General features: G+C 68.2%; 12 protein-coding genes. 7 read left to right on the top strand and 5 right to left on the bottom strand.

Annotated elements, in window-relative coordinates; translation table 11 throughout:
- Window positions 1-496: 496 nt before the first annotated feature.
- Window positions 497-3,091 carry a M14 family zinc carboxypeptidase gene (locus tag AC5QAB_RS11845; RefSeq protein WP_197562129.1) on the bottom strand — a complete coding sequence of 865 codons (2,595 nt, stop codon included), beginning with the start codon at window positions 3,089-3,091 and terminating at the stop codon, window positions 497-499.
- 74 nt (window positions 3,092-3,165) lie between these two features.
- Window positions 3,166-5,805, bottom strand: coding sequence for a TonB-dependent receptor domain-containing protein (locus tag AC5QAB_RS11850; protein WP_197562128.1), 2,640 nt, complete (start codon window positions 5,803-5,805; stop codon window positions 3,166-3,168).
- 192 nt (window positions 5,806-5,997) lie between these two features.
- Here AC5QAB_RS11850 and queD point away from each other — a divergent pair, with 192 nt between their 5' ends.
- Window positions 5,998-6,360, top strand: a complete 363-nt coding sequence (gene queD, locus AC5QAB_RS11855; RefSeq protein WP_014645831.1) for a 6-carboxytetrahydropterin synthase QueD — start codon at window positions 5,998-6,000, stop codon at window positions 6,358-6,360.
- A 117-nt stretch (window positions 6,361-6,477) separates the two neighbouring features.
- Complete coding sequence (locus AC5QAB_RS11860; RefSeq protein WP_014035870.1) at window positions 6,478-6,825, top strand: phasin family protein; 348 nt, start codon at window positions 6,478-6,480, stop codon at window positions 6,823-6,825.
- A 1,026-nt stretch (window positions 6,826-7,851) separates the two neighbouring features.
- Here the strand turns inward: AC5QAB_RS11860 and asnB are convergent.
- On the bottom strand, window positions 7,852-9,753 hold the full coding sequence (asnB, locus tag AC5QAB_RS11865; RefSeq protein WP_049419261.1) for an asparagine synthase (glutamine-hydrolyzing): 1,902 nt from the start codon (window positions 9,751-9,753) through the stop codon (window positions 7,852-7,854).
- Window positions 9,754-10,102: 349 nt separating this feature from the next.
- Between asnB and AC5QAB_RS11870 the strand changes: the two genes are divergently transcribed.
- Both AC5QAB_RS11870 and AC5QAB_RS11875 read left to right on the top strand, forming a co-directional pair.
- Entirely contained in the window at window positions 10,103-10,792 is a 690-nt protein-coding gene (locus AC5QAB_RS11870; RefSeq protein WP_014645829.1) for a winged helix-turn-helix domain-containing protein, read from the top strand.
- Window positions 10,789-12,135: an ATP-binding protein gene (locus AC5QAB_RS11875; protein WP_046428672.1), complete on the top strand. Its 1,347-nt coding sequence runs from the start codon at window positions 10,789-10,791 to the stop codon at window positions 12,133-12,135. The genes AC5QAB_RS11870 and AC5QAB_RS11875 overlap by 4 nt, the downstream gene beginning before the upstream one ends.
- Here the strand turns inward: AC5QAB_RS11875 and AC5QAB_RS11880 are convergent.
- Window positions 12,132-13,601 (bottom strand): sensor histidine kinase, encoded by a 1,470-nt coding sequence (locus AC5QAB_RS11880; RefSeq protein WP_032959213.1) that lies wholly within the window; start codon window positions 13,599-13,601, stop codon window positions 12,132-12,134. The genes AC5QAB_RS11875 and AC5QAB_RS11880 overlap by 4 nt on opposite strands.
- Window positions 13,598-14,317 (bottom strand): response regulator transcription factor, encoded by a 720-nt coding sequence (locus AC5QAB_RS11885; RefSeq protein ID WP_495233409.1) that lies wholly within the window; start codon window positions 14,315-14,317, stop codon window positions 13,598-13,600. Before AC5QAB_RS11885 ends, AC5QAB_RS11880 begins: the two co-directional genes overlap by 4 nt.
- A 144-nt stretch (window positions 14,318-14,461) precedes the next feature.
- On the opposite strand from AC5QAB_RS11885, the gene msrB reads away from it, so the two are divergent.
- Genes msrB through msrA form a run of 3 tightly spaced genes read left to right on the top strand, consistent with a single transcriptional unit; the run spans window position 14,462 to window position 17,555 of the window.
- Window positions 14,462-15,034, top strand: a complete 573-nt coding sequence (gene msrB, locus AC5QAB_RS11890) for a peptide-methionine (R)-S-oxide reductase MsrB (RefSeq protein ID WP_032959218.1) — start codon at window positions 14,462-14,464, stop codon at window positions 15,032-15,034.
- A gap of 2 nt (window positions 15,035-15,036) precedes the next feature.
- A complete protein-coding gene (locus tag AC5QAB_RS11895) occupies window positions 15,037-16,803 on the top strand; it encodes a cytochrome c biogenesis protein DipZ (RefSeq protein WP_164110307.1) in 1,767 nt (588 codons plus the stop codon).
- Between the two features lie 14 nt (window positions 16,804-16,817).
- Window positions 16,818-17,555, top strand: coding sequence for a peptide-methionine (S)-S-oxide reductase MsrA (gene msrA / locus AC5QAB_RS11900; RefSeq protein ID WP_032959274.1), 738 nt, complete (start codon window positions 16,818-16,820; stop codon window positions 17,553-17,555).
- The last annotated feature ends 21 nt before the right edge of the window (window positions 17,556-17,576 follow it).

Here is a 17,576-nt window from a genome sequence, read left to right on the forward strand (position 1 = left end):
GACGGCGCTGACGCGCCGTCCTTTTTTTGTTGCTGGCTACCGTGAGTAGAAGCTGGCGGTGTGTTGCGCTGAGGGCGGATGGGCATGGGGCCAGCGCAAAACACGCCGTAAACCCATCCATGGGGGCTCGGTCGGCGCATCCATGCGCCTCACGGTTTTGCGCTGGCCCCATGCCCATCCGCTTCAAGCATTGCCTGCGCCTTCTTCTCCCGCCGGGTAGCCGGGAGAAGAAAGATCAAATTCAAATTCAAATTCAAATTCAAAGGCAAAAGCCGAAGTCGCAATTCCTGGCTTTGCTTTTGCTTTTGCCCTCGCTCCCGCCTTGGGGTCTGACGCGTCCGCGCCCGCTGGAAACTGTCTTGGGGAGGCCGGGCGGGCTGCGCAGGACCGTTGGCGCCAAGGATGGCGCCATCGAGCCCCCAAGGACGGCTTTACGGCGTGTCCTGCGCAGCCCGCCCCGCCTCCCCCACACGCATCAATCAAGGCGCGCAAACCCTCAACCCCGCGCTTTACTCGGATTCACCAGATTCCCGAAGAAGATCGCGTTGATCAGCAGCCGGTCCGTGCCATGCCAGTACTTGCGATGCGCCGGATCATCGGCGAACAGCACCACGTTACCCTGCCCCTGCGCCGACACCAGCAGCCACGCGCTGCCCGCCACCCGCGTGCGGTTGCGCTCGGACAAGTAACCGTTCACCCGCGGCGGCGCGTCGATGCGTACCACCGTCGAGAACGGGTTCGCACTCGGCTGCAGCGTCACCGTGTTTTCCTTGTTGATCGCCAGTTGCCGGCGCGGCACGCCGAACGCCAACGGATGGCTGGTATCCACGTCGGCACTGAGGATGTTGCCGCTGACCCGCTCGATCGCGGCGATGTCGCGCTGGTCGCCGAACGCACGGCGGCTCTCGTCGGCAGTCTCTTCTTCCTTTCCGAGCTTCTCGCCGTCGGCCAGCTTCTGTTCGATCGCCCACTTCGAGGCGCTGCCGTAGGTCACCAGTGAACCTCCGGCCTGCACCCAGCGCTTCAGTGCGGCCACCGCCGTGGCATCGATGCCGGTGTAGGTGCCGCCGGACAGCACGATCGTGGTGTAGCGGTCCAGCGGCACCTTGCCCAGCTGCTGCGGGTCCAGCTTGCTGGCAGGCAGGTGCAGCTGCTGGTCGAGCAGGAACCACGCCGAACCGATCTCGGTGGCAGCCACGCCCTCGCCCATCACCAGCGCGACCGTGGGCTTGCGCAGCGCCTTGACGCCGTCACTGCCGAGGTCGATGCCTTCGCGGCTGCGGCCGCTGGGCAATGCGTGCACCTGCACACCCGCCTCGCGCGCGGCCGACGTCACTGCCTCAAGCAGCGCTGCGCCCTGCAGCGATTGCCCGATCACCGGAATCACCAGGCTGCCGGCGGCGAAGCTGACCTCGCCCTGCGCGGTCGCGGTGGTGAACGGCCGGAATGCCGCACGTGCGCTCACGCCCTTGCCCTGCAGTGCAGCCAGCGCGCGCCCGGCGTTGTAGTCGCGCCAGTCGATCGCGTAGGCAAATCCGGCCTGGCTACCCAGCACCGCGCCCTGAGCCGCCGGCAGCGCGGTCACGCGTGCACCGCCTTCGATACGGCTGCGGCTACCGGCGAAGGCCACGCCGTAGGCCGGTGCGATTGCATAGCTGGTGCTGCCGTAGAACACATCACCCTTGATCGGCGGCGTCTCGGCAAAGATCGAATGCACCAGGCGGAACTGCGCCTGTTGGACCGGCACAACGTAGGCGCTGCCGGCATCGAAGCGCTGGCCATCGACAGTGACGGCACGATCCAGCGCGCGCACCTCGACGCGATGCAGCAGCAACAGTTCCAGCAGGCGACGGGTCAGGGCCGGGTCATGCGCATCACCGAACACGAAGCTCTTCACCGGCTGCTGTGCGGCCTGCTTCAGCGCGCTCTGGAAGAACTGCTTCTGCAGGTCGAACAGGCCGCTGCGCTCGGTCACTGCGCCACGCACCGTGCCCAGCCCGGTGGCGACCTGGTTGCGGATGGTGAACGGGAACGTCAGCAGGCCATTCACCGATTCCTGCACGCGGCCGCGCGAGCTGGCCTGTTCGACGGTCACGCCGACGGCACCATGGAAGTCCGGGTAGGTCGAGCCGTATACCGGCGAGAAGTTGTCGAAGTTCTCGCCGGTGTAGTACAGCGAGCCCAGCGCATCCAGCGCCTGCGCGTGGTACCTGGCCAGGGTCTTGTTGAATTCGTACGACGCCGCGGGAATCAGCGGACTGTGCATGCTCTTCGGCGAGGGCTCGAAGTAGTAGGTGCTGTCCTTGCCCATTTCGTGGAAGTCGATCTGCACGTTCGGGTACCACTGGTGGAACACCTCCACCTTCGGCCGCGAGTCCTGCTGGGTCAGCGCCAGCCAGTCGCGGTTGAGATCGGTGAAGTAGTGGTTGGTGCGGCCCTGCGGGAACGGCTCAACGTGTTCCTTGTCGGCCGGGTCGGCCGAGGCCGGATCGGAGGCCCACGCGTTGTGCCAGTTGGCGGCACGATCGCGACCGTCCGGATTCTGCGCCGGGTCGAACAGCACCACCGCCTGCTGCAGCCACTGCTGGGTTTCGGCGCTGCGGTTGGCCACCAGGTAGTAAGCCGTCAGCATCGCCGCCTCGGCACTGGAGGTCTCGTTGCCATGCACGCTGTATCCCAGCCACACCACCACCGGGCTGTCGCCCGCCGCACTGCGCGGCTGCGCCGGATCGGCCAGGGTCGCGTGCTGCTGGCGGATCTGTTCCAACCGCGCGTGGTTGCCTGCGGCAGTGACAGTGGCGATCAACAGCGGGCGGCCCTCATAGCTGCGGCCGATCTCGCGCACGCTGATCCTGTCCGAGCGCCGGGCCAGTTCCTGGAAGTACGCCACCAGCTGGTCGTGCCGGGTGTAACGGCTGCCGATCGGATAGCCGAGGAACTGCTCCGGCGTGGGCACGGCGGTATCGAACGCCGCTGCATCGGCAGCCTGCGGAAAGAAGTAGGTGCTCTGTGCCTGTACCGGCTGCGGCTGGAACAGTGCGGTGGCGGCGGCAAGCAGCAACGGAAGAACGGCACGACGATGCAAGGACACAGTGACTCCCCTGGAACACAACGGCAGGCGGTCGCGCGACCGGTCCCTTGGGGAGACCGGTCGCAGCGGGTGGATCAGAAGCGGTAGTCGAAGCCCAGCGTGAAGTAGCGGCCGCGCAGGTCGTACTGGCTGAAGTCGTACGGCGCGCGGATGCCCGGGAACGAGGCATCGTACGGCGGCGTCTTGTCGGCCAGGTTCTGCACCTTGGCGTACACCGTCAGCTTGTCGATGCCGGTGTAGGCCAGGTACAGGTCGTACTGGCTGTAGCTGCCGACGCGCTGCTGCACGGCCTTGGCGGCGGTGCTGGCCTCCTGGCGGTAGCTGCTGGTGTAGTACCAGGTCACCGCGGCGTTGAAGTCGCCGTATTTCCAGTCCAGGGTGGTGGTGGCCTTGTCCTTGGGCAGGGTCGCGCCGAGGTTGCTGCCGGCGTAGTCGACCAGCGGGCCGCCGACCACGGTCGGGCGACGGTAGTCGCGCACGTGGGTGTAGGCGGAGGACACGGTGAAGTCGCCGAGCGCAGCGGTCGGGATGCGCTGGCGCAGCTCGACGTCGATGCCTGATGTCTTCAGCTCGCTCAGGTTCTGGTAGCGGTTGTAGACGGCCTGCAGCTTGCCGCGCTCGTCGCGCTGCACGGCGCCGGCCACGTTGTCGTTGACCAGAGTCTGGGTGTTGTTGGTGCCGACCAGGTTGTCCAGCTGGATGCGGTAGTAGTCCACGCTCAGGTTGGTGTTGGCCCATGGCGACAGCACCACGCCGAAGTTCACGCTCTTGGTGCGCTCGGGCTTCAGTGCGTTGTTGCCAACGGTGAAGAAGGTCGGATTCTGGCGCGAGCCCGGCACGTCCGGATCACGCGGGTCGGCCACGCTGCCGTAAGCGATGCTGGTGCTGTTGGAGTTCTCCGACAGCGACGGTGCACGGAAGCCCTTCGACGCCGAGGCACGCACCAGCAGGAAATCGAGCGGCTGCCAGCGCAGGCCGATCTTCGGCGAGAACGCATCGCCGAAATCATCGTAGTGATCGGCACGCGCGGCGGCGGACAGTTCCAGGGTCGAGGCCAGCGGCACGTTCACTTCGGCGTAGGCGGCACTGACCTGGCGCTGGCCATGTACTTCGGCGATGGCCGGGCGCACCTGCAGGCCGGCATCGATCTGCCACGGGTTGTTGGAATCGAGCTTCTCGCGGCGCCACTCGGCACCGGCGGCGAAGCCGATCTCGCCAGCCCAGGTGTGGCCCAGGCTGCCGGAAATCTTGGCGTCGACGCCCTGCAGCTTGGACTCGGCCGGACGCAGCGTGGCGATGTTGATCGAATCACGTACCGGCTGCGGCGTGGCCGCCGGATTCAGCAGGTTGTAGCTGCCGGTGGCCAGCGCATCGGCCAGCGCCCAGCGATTGGCGAAGCCGCCGGACACGCTCTCACGCTCGCTGCTGCGTGCGCCGAATGCAGCCACTTCCCAGTCCCAGTTCGCAGTGGTGCCACGCAGGCCGAACACGCCGCGATAGGCGGTGGAACGGTTGGTCTTGATCGTGCCGCCGAGGTCGAAGAAGGTGTATTCGATCGGGATCGCACGGCCGTACGGGTTGTACGGATTGTTGGCCGGCAGCAGCGACGACACCGGTTCGGCCAGGCCACTGTTTGCGTTCAATGCGAAGCGGCCGCTCTCCAGGGTGAAGAACGGGCTGCTGCCGAACCATGCGGCACTCTTGATCTGGCTGTACAGCACTTCGCCGAAGGCTTCGACGTTGTCGTTCAGGCGGAAGGTACCGTTGGCATAGGCCTGGTAGCGCTTGGTCGAGGGGATCAGCGTGGTGAACGGGGCCTGGTTGAAGCCGCAGGTGTCGCCGGCCAGGCCGTCGATCGGCGCGCTGGCGACGCGGGTGGTACCGACCGGGCAGTTGCCGTTGGCGTCGAGCATCGGCACCGACACGCCGTTGACCAGGTAGCGCGCGCCCTTGGCCGACCAGCCGTTCCAGCGGCCACCGGGCTTGTCGGTGTAGATGCCGCTCCTGGTCAGGTTGCGTTCGTCCTGGTCCAGACGTTCGCGGTTGTAACCCTGCAGGCTGAAGAGGATGTTGTAGCCATCGGTGTCGAGATCACCAAGGCCGCCGACGAACTTCAGGTTCTGCTCGTGCAGGCCGCCCTGGTCGGCACCGCCGAAGCTGCCGCCGATCTCGGCGCCTTCGAAGTTCTGCCGGGTGATGATGTTGACCACGCCGGCCACGGCGTCGGAACCGTACACCGCCGAGGCGCCGTCCTTGAGCACTTCGATGCGCTCGACCGCGACCAGCGGCAGCGCGTTGAGATCAACGAACGTATCGGACAGGCCACCGGCCGGGAAGCCGTAGTTGGCCAGGCGGCGGCCGTTGAGCAGCACCAGCGTGTTCTTCTGCGACAGGCCGCGCAGACCGATGCCGGCCGAGCCGGAGGCCCAGCCGTTGTTGGTGGTTTCGTTGCTGGCGTTGCCGGTGTTGGCCGAGATCGAACGCAGCACATCTGCCACGGTAGCCTTGCCGGTCTGTTCCAGCTGCTGGCGGCCGATCACCTGCACCGGGTTGGAGGCCTCGGTATCGGTGCGCTTGATGTTGGAACCGGTGACACGCACGGCGGCCAGGGTGCTGGCTTCGCCACTGGCGTCGGCGGAGGTTTCGGCGGCGGCAGACAAAGGCGCGGCCAGAGCGACGGCCAGGGCCGCCACGAGCAGGGTGTGCTTGGGCATGACGATGTGGGGGAGGTGGTAAGGGCGATGAAGTTCCGCAGTAGTCCATGCCTGGCCCGGGTCCGGCCAATAACATCTCTTCATACGGATATAAGAGAAACTATCATCTCTTCATCCGGATGGAAAGAGTTTCTTCACGAAAGCCCGGCATCCGCTCAGGATGGCCGGCCACCTGCGGCGTACAATTGCGCCATGGAAATCTTCAAAGTCTTCATGCTCGAGGCGGCGCACCGCCTCCCCAACGTACCGCCGGGGCACAAGTGCGCGCGCCTGCACGGCCACTCGTTCCGGGTGGAACTGAAGGTCGAGGGCGAGCCGGGTGCGCAGACCGGCTGGATCATGGATTTCGGTGACGTGAAGGCGGCCTTCCAGCCGATCTACGACCGCCTGGACCATCACTACCTCAACGACATCCCCGGCCTGGAGAACCCGACCAGCGAGAACCTGGCGGTGTGGATCTGGAACGAGCTCAAGCCCGGCCTGCCCGCGCTGAGCGAGATCACTGTGCACGAAACCTGCACGTCGGGGTGCCGTTACCGCGGCCCAACTGCCTGATCAACCCATTGATCTGAAAGGTGTTTCAAAGGCGCCCTGGGCGCCTTTGTTATTTTTGTTGCATTGCCGCATCAAGGGCGTATGCTGCAATGCATCAAGCCACTCCCTGACGCCCCCATGGCCGCCGCCTTCAGCGATCGCTTCAGTGATGCCACCCGCCAGCTCGCCGCCGCGGCAACGCGTGCGAACCGGTTGGCGTTGGAGAACGCGGAAAGCATGTTCGGCGTGCAGCTGAAGGTGATGGAGCGCAACCTGACTGCGACCGGCGGCTGGCTGGGTGAACTGGCCCGCGGCGAGGATGCGGCCGGGACGCTCTCCAAGGGCGCGCAGCTGTGGCAGGACAACCTGCAGCGGCTGGGCCAGGCCCAGCAGGACGTGGTCGGTCTCGGCCTGCAGGCCAGCAAGGCCTGGTCCGAGCTGGTGCAGGGCTACAACGAATCAACGGCGGACGCGAACAACCACTGACGCGACGCAACGCTCATTGCGTGGGTCCCTCCCCCCACGCAATCCGGACCCGGCAGATCCCTCCCTCTGCCGGGTCTTTTTTTGCTTGTCGTTTCGATACCGAAGCGCGTCTTCGTGCGACGTCTCTGCAGGCTGAAGGGCCCCGCCGGGGCGGGCAGGGGTCTGGGCAAATGTCCCCCGGCGCCGGCCGTTGGCCGTCCCCTCCTCCTTTACTTTGCCCAGACCCCTGCCCGCCCCGACGAGGCTCGGCGTGCGGTGAGGAGAGCGCAGCACGCGCGGCAGCCTCTCAACGAGGCGCCGGAGGACATTCGTACGCAAGGGCATCCGTCCTGCGCCGCGCAGAATGCATCCGCCACAAGCGTGTCTTCGTCCTGATTCGCCGCGAACTGAAGGGCCCCGCCGGGACAGGCAGGGGCCTGGGCAAATGTCCCCCGGCGCCGGCCGTTGGCCGTCCCCTCCTCCTTTACTTTGCCCAGACCCCTGCCCGCCCCGACGAGGCTCGGCGTGCGGTGAGGAGAGCGCAGCACGCGCGGCCGCCTTTCAAGGAAGCGCCGACAAACTCCGAACGCAGGGCGGAGGCCCTTGCGTACGAAGTAAAGGAGGAGGTGACGGCCAACGGCCGGCGCCGGGGGACATTCGTACGCAAGGGCATCCGCCCTGCGCCGCGCAGATTGAACCCGCCGCACGCATGTCTTCGTCCCGATTCCCCGCGAACTGACGGGCCCCGCCGAGACAGGCAGGGGCCTGGGCAAATGTCCCCCGGCGCCGGCCGTTGGCCGTCCCCTCCTCCTTTACTTTGCCCAACCCCCTGCCCGCCCCGACGAGGCTCGGCTTGCGGTGGGTAAGGCTGCGAACAATCTGCCTTCAATGAGGCGCCGACGAACTCCGAACGCAGGGCGGAGGCCCTTGCGTACGAAGTAAAGGGGGAGGTGACGGCCAACGGCCGGCGCCGGAGGACATTCGTACGCAAGGGCATCCGCCCTGCGCCGCGCAGATTGAACCCGCCGCACGCGATGCAGGAACGGCTCAGCGCCCGCGACCACCGTGCCAGTGCTGGTGCCACGCCTGGAACATCAGCACGTTCCACAGGTGTGTGTGCCACTTGCGCTCGCCCCGCAGGAACGCCTCCCAGACACCACGCACGCGTGCCACATCGAAGCAGCCCTGGTTGCGCAGCAGCTGCGGATCCAGCAGGGCCTCCGCCCAGTCGCGCAACGGACCGGCCAGCCAGCGGGCCATCGGCGGGCCGAAGCCGCGCTTGGGGCGATACACCAGCGGTTCCGGCAGGTAGCGCGCCAGCAGGTGCTTGAGGATCAGCTTGTGCTCGCCATCGTGGTACTTCAGGTGCTGCGGCAGCCGCCAGGCCAGGCGCACCACCTCCATGTCCAGCAGCGGTGCACGGGTTTCAACACCCGCCGCCATGCCCGCGCGATCAACCTTGGCCAGGATGCCCTCGGCCAGGTCCATGCGGAAATCCAGCAGCTGGATGCGCGCCTCGGCCGGCAGCGCCGTGTCCTGCTGCTGGAAGATCGTCACCGGTTCGCGCGCACCCAGCACCACCTGCGCCGGCTGCCGCCAGCGGGTCACGCGCTGCAGGTAGTGGCCTTCCACATCATTGGCAGCCACCTCGGCCACCAGGGCGCGCCAACCACCGAGGCGGCCGCGCTCGACGTTCATGCGGTTGCCGCTGCGCCGCGCCAGGTCGCGTACCCAGTCCGGCAGGCCACCACACAGGCGCGCATTGCGCAGCGCGCGGCCATAGCTGGGATGCCCGAAGAACAGTTCATCGCCACCGTCACCGGTCAGTGCCACCGGCTTGCGCGCCCCCAGCAGTTCACTGGCCAGCAACGTCGGCAGCTGTGAAGCGTCGGCAAAGGGTTCGCACCAGACCTGCGGCAGGCGCTGCAGCAGGTCCAGGCCCTGGCGCGCGTCCATGCGATGCAGGTGGTGCTGCACGCCCAGATGGCGCGCGACCTGCGACGCCCAGTCGCTCTCGTCATGCCCCGGATCGTCGAAGCCGACCGTCCACGCTTCGATCGGCAGGGTCGATTGTGCCTGCATCATCGCCGTCACCAGCGAGGAGTCGGTACCGCCGGACAGGAACGCGCCGCACGCCAGGGGCGAGTGCATGCGTGAGGCGATGGCCTTCTGCAGTACCGCTTCAAGCTGGTCGGTGGCCTGTTCCAGGCTCGGCGCCGGCTGCAGCGGCTCCTGCAGTGCACTCTGCATCGCGTCGCGTGCGCACCAGTAACGCGCGCCGCCCTGCGCGGCCTGGCTGGAGCAACCCGCGGCATGGTCGCTGAGATCGATACGCAGCATCGCGCCCGCCACCAGTTTGTGGATGCCACGGTAGATGGTGTGCGGCGCCGGCACATAGTCGTGGCGCAGCAGCAGGCTCAGGGCATCCTGGTCGATGCTCGGCGCGAAGCCGGCGAATGCCTGCAGCGCCTTCAACTCCGAGGCGAACAGGAACTGGCCCTGGTACCAGCCGTAATACAGCGGCCGCTCGCCCACCGGATCACGGGCCAGCCACAGCACGCGCGACTCCCGGTCCCAGACGCTGAAACCGAAGGCGCCTTCGATGCGCGACAGCGCCCGCTGCACGCCCCATTCGACGATCGCCTGCAGCAGCAGCCGCGCATCGCTGCAACTGCGGGGCAGATCGCGCAGCTGCGCCTGCAGGTCGCCGCGGTTGTACAGGCGGCCGTCCAGGCACAGCACGTAGCGACCGCAGTCCGAGCTCAGCGGCTGCAACGGCGTATCGGTCGGCGCCCGGCAATGGCCCAGCGCGAGGCCGGCCTCGGCGTCGGTCCAGTAGCCGATGCGGCCACGCCCACGCTGCTGCAGCGCGCGCAGCATCGGGGCCAGCTGCTGCAGCAGCTGCTCATCCTCGGCGGGCGGCAGCCAGGCCCCGACCACGCCGCTCATCGGAAGCCTCCGCACTGGCAGCGGCGGGACAGGTTCGGCAGGCAGGGGGCGGCGGGCGACATGGGGACGGCACGCGGAGCGGAGGAGACTCCATGCTCGGCGCGGGGGCGCGCGGCGTCAGTCGCTTTGCTGTCAGCGATCGTCACCAGCCGTATCACGAAGGTAACGTTTTGTAACAGCAACAGGCTATGCTGGCCGCCAAGTTGTTGCCGGGACTGAGACCCGGCCCGCGCGCCAGCAACCCCGGCTGAATGGCGCCCGCCCCCGGGACCCGGGCGGCCCGAAGCCTGGGATAGCATCGCCGCGCTCGTGCCGTGGCGGTACGTTTGCGCCCACGGAGGCCTTGGAAATGCTGGATATCGTACTGGTCGAAGACGATGCCCGCCTGGGAACGATGGTCAGCGACTACCTGCAACGGCATGGCTACCAGGTGGCCCACGAGCGCAGCGGCGAGCGCGCCGTGGCCCGGATCCTGGCGGAGAAGCCGGCCCTGGTGCTGCTCGATGTGGGCCTGCCCGACCAGGATGGTTTCGAAGTGTGTCGGCAGATCCGGCCCCACTATGACGGCATCATCTGCGTGCTGACCGCCCGTACCGACAACATCGACCAGGTGCTGGGCCTGGAACTGGGGGCCGACGATTACATCGGCAAACCCATCGAACCGCGGGTGCTGCTGGCCCGCCTGCGCGCCCACCTGCGCCGCCACCGCCGGGTCGAACCGCGTGACGGCAGCCTGCGCTTCGGCGAGCTGAGCATCGACCCGTCCACCCGCAACGTGCACCTGCAGGGCAGCCTGCTGGAGCTGACCACCGCCGAGTTCGACCTGCTGTTCCTGCTGGCCAGCAATGCCGGCCAGATCCTGGACCGCGACGCGCTGCTGCGCGGCCTGCGTGGCATCGCCTTCGATGGCCTGGACCGCTCAATCGATGCCCGCATCTCGCGCCTGCGCCGCAAGCTGGGCGACAACCCGGAGCAGCCGGAACGGATCAAGACCGTCCGTGGCCGCGGCTACCTGTTCAGCCGCTCGGCATGGGGATGAAACGCACACCGTCGGCGATGCGCGGCCACGCCTTCCACTTCCTGCGCTACGGCATCGGTTTCCTGGTCGCCCACCTGTTGTTGATCGTGCTGGGCCTGTGGGCCTGGGACGCCCTGCTGGAAGACCGCACCGAAGCCGGCCTGCAGGCCGAGATGCGCGGCACGCACGCGCTGCTGCAGCATCGCTTCGCCGAAACCCCGCGCGAGCAGTGGCCGGCACTGGCGCGCGAACTCGACGCCGATTTCGCCTACGCGCTGCGCATGGTGCCGCTGGCCGAGGCGGTGAAGGCGCTGCCGGCCAGCCAGCGCCCGCCGTTCAACAACGGCCGCGTACAGATCGACCTGGAGCACATGCGCAGCCTGCAGCGGATCGGCGACAGCGACTACGCCGTGATGCTGGGCCCGTTGGACGAGGCGCTGCCGGACGAAGGCTGGCAGGACAGCGAAGTATCCGGTGTGGCGATCCTGCTGCTGATCCTGATGGTGGCGGTGGCACTGCCGATGTACGTGATGGTGTACCGGCTGTGGCGCGACGTCTCGCAGTTGGCCCAGGCGGCCCGCCGCATGCGCGACGGCCAGCTGGACACGCGTGCGCCGCGCGCCGGCACCGCGCTGGTGCGGCCGCTGGCCAACGCCTTCAACCACATGGCCGAGCAGCTGCAGCAGCTGCTGGAAAGCCAGCGCGTGCTGGCCCAGGCGGTCGCGCACGAGGTGCGCACGCCGTTGGCACGGATGCGTTTCGGCCTGGCCGACCTGGAGGACACCGCGCTCGATGATGTGCAGCGCGATGCACTGGGCGGGCTGCGCACCGACGTTGATCGCTTGCAGCACCTCACCGATGCCGGCGTCGAGTACGCCGCCCTCGGTCGCTGCCATCAGCTGACCCGCCAGCGCCTGCAGCTGGCGGCGCTGGTGCGCGGCGTGATGGCCCAGTTCGCACCGTTGCCGATGCCGGTGCAGCAGGCGTTGTCGCCGGTGGGCCTGGTCAACGTCAACCGGCACATGCTGGAACTGGCGCTGCGCAACCTGCTCGGCAATGCGCTGCGTTACGCGCGTCGGCAGATCCGCATCGCCAGCACGGTCAATGACGGCTGGCTGTGCCTGCAGGTGGAGGACGACGGCCCCGGCATCGCACCGGAACTGCGCGGCCAGGTGCTGCAACCCTATGTGCGGCTGGACCCGGGCAGCCCCGGCTTCGGCCTCGGGCTGGCGCTGGTGCAGGTGGTGGCCGACAAGCATGGCGGCCAGGTCGAGGTGACCGATTCGGCGCTGGGCGGCGCCTGCATCCGCCTGCACCTGCCGCTGGAAACCGGCGGTGTCGTGGAGGCCGAGGCAGCCTGCTAGACCGCCGTTTCCGCGCGCGGCAAGGCAAACACGAACAGCGCGCCTCGTTCGCTGTCGCGCAGTTCGATGCGGCGGCCATGCAACTGCACGATGCGCTGCACGATCAACAGGCCCAATCCGCCGTTGTCGCCACGCCGCGCGCCGAGCGCGGCCGGTGCCTGGAACAGCTGGGTACGCAGCGCCGGGGCTACCCCGGGGCCATCATCGGCGACGCAGACCTCCACGCTGTCGGCGGTCGCGCGCAGGCGCACCTCGATCTGGCCACCCTCGGGTGCATGGCGCAGCGCGTTGTCGAGCAGGTTGGTCAGCACCCGCTCGACCAGGCCCAGGTCCGCACGGACCAGCGGCAGGCCAGGCGGAAACGCCGCGTGCAGCTGCTGGCCACGCGCCTGTGCCGCCAGTTCGAACTTCTGCAGCACGTCCTGCAGCAGCTCCGGCAGCGCAAACACTTCCCACTCCAGCCGCACTTCGCCGTGCTCCAGCCGCGCCAGTTCGAACAGCGCGCGCGCCAGCCGGCCGACCTTGGCGCTCTGTGCCAGCGCAATGCCGAGATAGCGGCGGCGCTCATCCGGTGACAGCGTGGCGTCCTTCAACGCCAGCGTTTCCAGGTAGCCGTGCAGCGACGACAACGGCGTGCGCAGGTCGTGCGAGATGTTGGCGACCAGTTCACGGCGCTGCAGATCCTGCTGGCGCAGTTGCTGCCACTGCTCGCCCAGCCGCTGCGCCATCTGCGCGTGCGCATGTTCCAGGATCACCAGTTCGTCGCGCTCACCAGCGCGCAGCGGCTCCGGCGGCGGCAGCGGCGTCGGCGCATCGATGTCAAAGGCCTGGATCCGCCGGGTCAGCCGCCGCAACGGACGCGTCACCCAGTAGAATGCGACCAGCCCGGCCAACAGGCCGAGGCTGCCGACCAGCACCACCGACCACAGCGTGGTGTTCCACTGGCTGCCGGCGGCAAGATCGTCGGCGAGCATCTGCCGGTGCTCGCCGACCAGCACCACGTACACATAGCCGGCCGGCCGGCCCTGCACGATCAATGGTGCAGCGCTGAACACCTTGCGGCCATCGGCGCTGCGCGGGTCATCGCCGAGGATCGGCAGCGGTGCACCGGCCAGCAGGCGACGCAACGGCGCCACGTCCACCCGGTTGCGCACCAGATGTCCACTGGGTGCATCGTGACCGAGGATGCGGCCCTGGTCGTCCAGCAGGTAGACCTCGACGCTGGGGTTGACCGCCATCAGCTGGCCGAACAGCGCGCGCACCGCGGCATCGCGCATGCCGCTGGTGTCCATCAGCTCGCTGCGCTGGGCGATATGTTCGGCCAGGCCCAGCGACAGCCGCTGCACGACTTCCTGCTCGTGGCGGGTGTTGGCACGCATCTGCAGTGCCAGCAGCGCCATGCAGCACATCAGCATCAGCGCGGCGGTCACCACCGCCAGCTTCTGCCACAGGTTCGGCTTGATCATGCCGCCGCCCCGGCCGGGTCGACCAGCTTGTAGCCGCGGCCCCACACCGTCAGCAACCGCCGTGGGTTGGCCGGGTCGGGTTCGATCTTGCTGCGCAGGCGGTTGATGTGGGTGTTGACCGTGTGCTCGTAGCCATTGTGCTGGTAGCCCCAGACCTGGTTGAGCAGTTCCATGCGCGCGAACACCTGGTCCGGATGACGGGCGAAGAACAGCAGCAGGTCGAACTCGCGCGGCGTCAGTTCCAGCGTGTTGCCATCCACCGAAGCGGTGCGCGCGACCGGATCGAGCTGCAGCCCACCCAGCTCGATCGCGCCGGCATCGATGCGCGCGCTCTGCGCCATCGCCTCGGCGCGGCGCAGCAGCGCACGTACCCGTGCCACCAGTTCCGGCATCGAAAAGGGTTTTGCCAGGTAATCGTCCGCGCCCAGTTCCAGGCCGACGATGCGCTGCGTTTCACTGCCGCGCGCGCTGATGATGATGATCGGGACATACCGCGCCATCGCGCGTGCGCGCTGGCACACCTGCAGCCCGTCCACGCCGGGCAGCATCACGTCCAGCACCAGCGCATCCCACGGGCCGTCCTGCTCGAGCAGGCGCAGGCCGGCATCGCCGCTGGCGGCATGGGCGACGTCGTAGCCCTCATCACCCAGGTGCATGCGCAGCAGGTCGGCGATGTGGGCATCGTCTTCAACGATCAGCACGCGTTTGGTCGACATCGGCAGCTCGGGGCCAGTGGGGAGGCTGGCTGCATTGTGGCGCGGGACGGCCGCCGATACCTCACGAAAAATTGAATCCTGCGTGAGGATTCGTTGACCCGGGCGGGCGCAGCATGGCCCCGTCGCCCCTTCCCGGAGTCCGCCATGTCCCTCTCCCGCCGCCATCTGCTGGGCCTGGGCGGTGTCGCCACCGCCGCCGGCCTGTTCGGCCTGGGGGCCTGCAGCCGCGCCGCCCCGGCCGCCGCCGAAGCGCGCCCGTCGCGACAGTTCGAGGTCATGCACAGCGATGCCGAGTGGCGCCAGCGACTGACGCCGGCGCAGTACGCGGTGCTGCGCCAGCAGGCCACCGAGCGCCCCTGGAGCAGCCCGCTCAACAAGGAACACCGGCAGGGCACCTTCGCCTGCGCCGGGTGCGCACTGCCGCTGTTCTCCTCGTCCACCAAGTTCGAGAGCGGTACCGGCTGGCCCAGCTTCTGGGCGCCGCTGCACAACGCCATCGGCGAAGACCGCGACGTCACCTTCGGGATGCTGCGGGTGGAGGTGCATTGCCGCCGCTGCGGCGGCCATCTCGGCCATGTGTTCAACGATGGGCCACGCCCCACCGGGCTGCGCTACTGCATGAACGGTGCGGCGATGGTGTTCGCTCCCGGCGCCACGGATGGCACTGCCGACGGCTGGCGGGTGCCGGTCGGTTCTTCCCCTGCTTCCGGAGCCTGACGATGCTGCTGTTGCTGCTTGCCTATCTGGGGGGCGCGCTGACCCTGCTCAGCCCCTGCATCCTGCCGGTGCTGCCGTTCGTGTTCGCGCGTGCCGATCGCCCGTTCCTGCGCAGCACGCTGCCGCTGCTGCTGGGCATGGCGCTTACCTTTACCGTGGTCGCCAGCCTGGCCGCGGTGGGCAGCCAATGGGTGGCACAGGCCAACCAGGTCGGACGCTGGGTCGCCCTGCTGCTGATGGCGTTGTTCGCGGTCGCCCTGCTCTGGCCACGACTGGCCGACCACCTGCTGGCGCCGTTCCAGCGCATGGGTGCCCGCCTGAGTGCGCGCGCCGATGCGGCGGATGCCGCGGGGCACGGCGGCGCGTGGACCTCGCTGCTGATCGGCATCGCCACTGGCCTGCTGTGGGCACCGTGTGCCGGGCCGATCCTCGGTCTGGTGCTGACCGGCGCCGCCCTGCATGGCGCCAGCGTCGGTACCACTGCGCTGCTGCTGGCCTACGCACTGGGTGCGATCACCGCATTGGCGCTGGCGGTGTGGATCGGCGGCCGGGTGTTCCGCGCGATGCAGGCGCGGCTCGGCCTCGGCGATGCACTTCGCAAGGTGCTGGGTGTGGCCGCGCTGCTGGCCGTCGTGGCGATCGGCCTCGGCTGGGATACCGGCCTGCTGACCCGCTTGTCCACGGTCAGCACCGCCCGTATCGAGCAACGCCTGCTGGATGCAGTGCCCGGCGCGCAGCCGGCGGCACCGCCGATGATGATGGCCGGCGCCAATGCCGGTGCCGATGCAGCGCTGCCGGTGGAGGGCACGCTGCCCGCGCTGGACGGTGCCACTGGCTGGCTCAACAGCCCGCCGCTGAGTGCACAGCAGCTGCGCGGCAAGGTGGTTCTGGTCGATTTCTGGACCTATTCCTGCATCAACTGCCTGCGCGCGATGCCGTTCGTGCACGAATGGGAGCGACGCTACCGCGACCACGGCCTGGTGGTGGTCGGCGTGCACACGCCGGAGTTCGCCTTCGAGCGTGACCCACGCAACGTGATGAAAGCGGTGCAGCAGCTGAAGGTCGAGTACCCGGTGGCGCTGGACAACCAGTACACGATCTGGCGCGCCTTCAACAACCGCTACTGGCCGGCGCAGTACTTCGTCGACGCGCAGGGCAATATCCGCGGCCACCAGTTCGGCGAGGGCAACTATGCGCGCTCGGAACAGATGATCCGTCGCCTGCTGACCGAAGCCGGGCAGACCAATCTGCCGCCACCGGCCGATCCCGCTGCCGCCGGCCTGAAGGGCGTGGCCGTGCAGGCCGACATGGGCAACCTGCGTTCGCCGGAAACCTACCTGGGCCACGCCCGCGCCGAGCAGTTCGCCTCGCCCGGCGGGCAGCGCAGCGACGCCGCGTTCGACTACACGCTGCCGGCCACCCTGGCGTTGAACCAGTGGGGGCTGTCCGGGCGCTGGACCGTCACCGATGAGGCCGCACAGCTGCAGCAGGCCGGCGGCCGCATCGCCTTCCAGTTCCATGCGCGCGACCTGCACCTGGTGCTGGCACCGAGCGAGGACGGCAGGCCGGTGCGCTTCCGCGTCTGGCTGGACGGCAAAGCGCTGCCCGCCGCCGATGCCGGCAGTGATGTTGGTGCCGATGGCAGTGGCGTGGTCGACGAGCACCGCCTGTACCAGCTGGTGCGCCAGCGCGGCGCAGTCGGTCCGCATCGCTTCGAGATCGAGTTCCTCGATGCGGGCGTGCAGGCCTATGCCTTCACCTTCGGTTGAACCGGGAGGACATGATGAAACTCTCCTTTGAACAGGGCATCGCCGCCGGTGTGGCCGGCCTGGTGGCCACGGCCTTGATTGCCGGTGTGCTGCTGGTTGACCACGGCGCGATTGCGGCGCCGGTCGAGGCCAGCGCGCAGATCCAGGCACTGCCGGCCCCCACCGGCGATGCGGCGTTCCGCGATGACGCCAGCCACGCCAGCGTGGTGTTCGCCGGTGGTTGCTTCTGGGGTGTGCAGGGCGTGTTCCAGCACGTCAAGGGCGTGAGCAATGCCGTGTCCGGCTACATCGGTGGCAGTGCGGCCAATGCGCGTTATGAGCGCGTCAGCGGTGGCCAGACCGGCCATGCCGAAGCAGTGAAGATCGACTACGACCCGCGCCAGGTCAGCTACGGGCAGCTGATGCAGGTGTTCTTCTCGGTGGTGCACGACCCGACCCAGCTCAATCGGCAGGGGCCGGACCACGGCAGCCAATACCGCTCGGCGATCTTCAGTGACGACGCACGCCAGCAGGCTGCCAGCCGCGCCTACATCGCCCAGCTCGGCCAGGCCGGCAGCTACCGCGCGCCGATCGTCACCCAGCTGGTCAGCGGCCAACGCTTCTACCCGGCCGAGAGCTACCACCAGAACTACATGACCAACTACCCGCAGGCGGCCTACATCCGCTACTACGACGCACCGAAGCTGGCCGCGCTGGGCAGGCAGTTCCCGGCGCTGTACCGGCGCGAGGCGGTGCTGGTGCCGATGCGGTAGCCGGCATTCCCCCTTGGGCTG

The organism is Stenotrophomonas sp. YJH_SMC_127, from assembly GCF_059372445.1.

What these genes read in the sequence shown, in the direction of transcription:
- AC5QAB_RS11860 (WP_014035870.1), top strand. Translation starts at nt 6,478, where the DNA reads ATGGCCGCCGCCTTCAGCGATCGCTTCAGTGATGCCACCCGCCAGCTC.
- msrB (WP_032959218.1), top strand. Translation starts at nt 14,462, where the DNA reads ATGTCCCTCTCCCGCCGCCATCTGCTGGGCCTGGGCGGTGTCGCCACC.
- AC5QAB_RS11885 (WP_495233409.1), bottom strand. Translation starts at nt 14,317, where the DNA reads ATGTCGACCAAACGCGTGCTGATCGTTGAAGACGATGCCCACATCGCC.
- queD (WP_014645831.1), top strand. Translation starts at nt 5,998, where the DNA reads ATGGAAATCTTCAAAGTCTTCATGCTCGAGGCGGCGCACCGCCTCCCC.
- AC5QAB_RS11895 (WP_164110307.1), top strand. Translation starts at nt 15,037, where the DNA reads ATGCTGCTGTTGCTGCTTGCCTATCTGGGGGGCGCGCTGACCCTGCTC.
- AC5QAB_RS11870 (WP_014645829.1), top strand. Translation starts at nt 10,103, where the DNA reads ATGCTGGATATCGTACTGGTCGAAGACGATGCCCGCCTGGGAACGATG.
- AC5QAB_RS11875 (WP_046428672.1), top strand. Translation starts at nt 10,789, where the DNA reads ATGAAACGCACACCGTCGGCGATGCGCGGCCACGCCTTCCACTTCCTG.
- AC5QAB_RS11850 (WP_197562128.1), bottom strand. Translation starts at nt 5,805, where the DNA reads ATGCCCAAGCACACCCTGCTCGTGGCGGCCCTGGCCGTCGCTCTGGCC.
- AC5QAB_RS11880 (WP_032959213.1), bottom strand. Translation starts at nt 13,601, where the DNA reads ATGATCAAGCCGAACCTGTGGCAGAAGCTGGCGGTGGTGACCGCCGCG.
- asnB (WP_049419261.1), bottom strand. Translation starts at nt 9,753, where the DNA reads ATGAGCGGCGTGGTCGGGGCCTGGCTGCCGCCCGCCGAGGATGAGCAG.
- msrA (WP_032959274.1), top strand. Translation starts at nt 16,818, where the DNA reads ATGAAACTCTCCTTTGAACAGGGCATCGCCGCCGGTGTGGCCGGCCTG.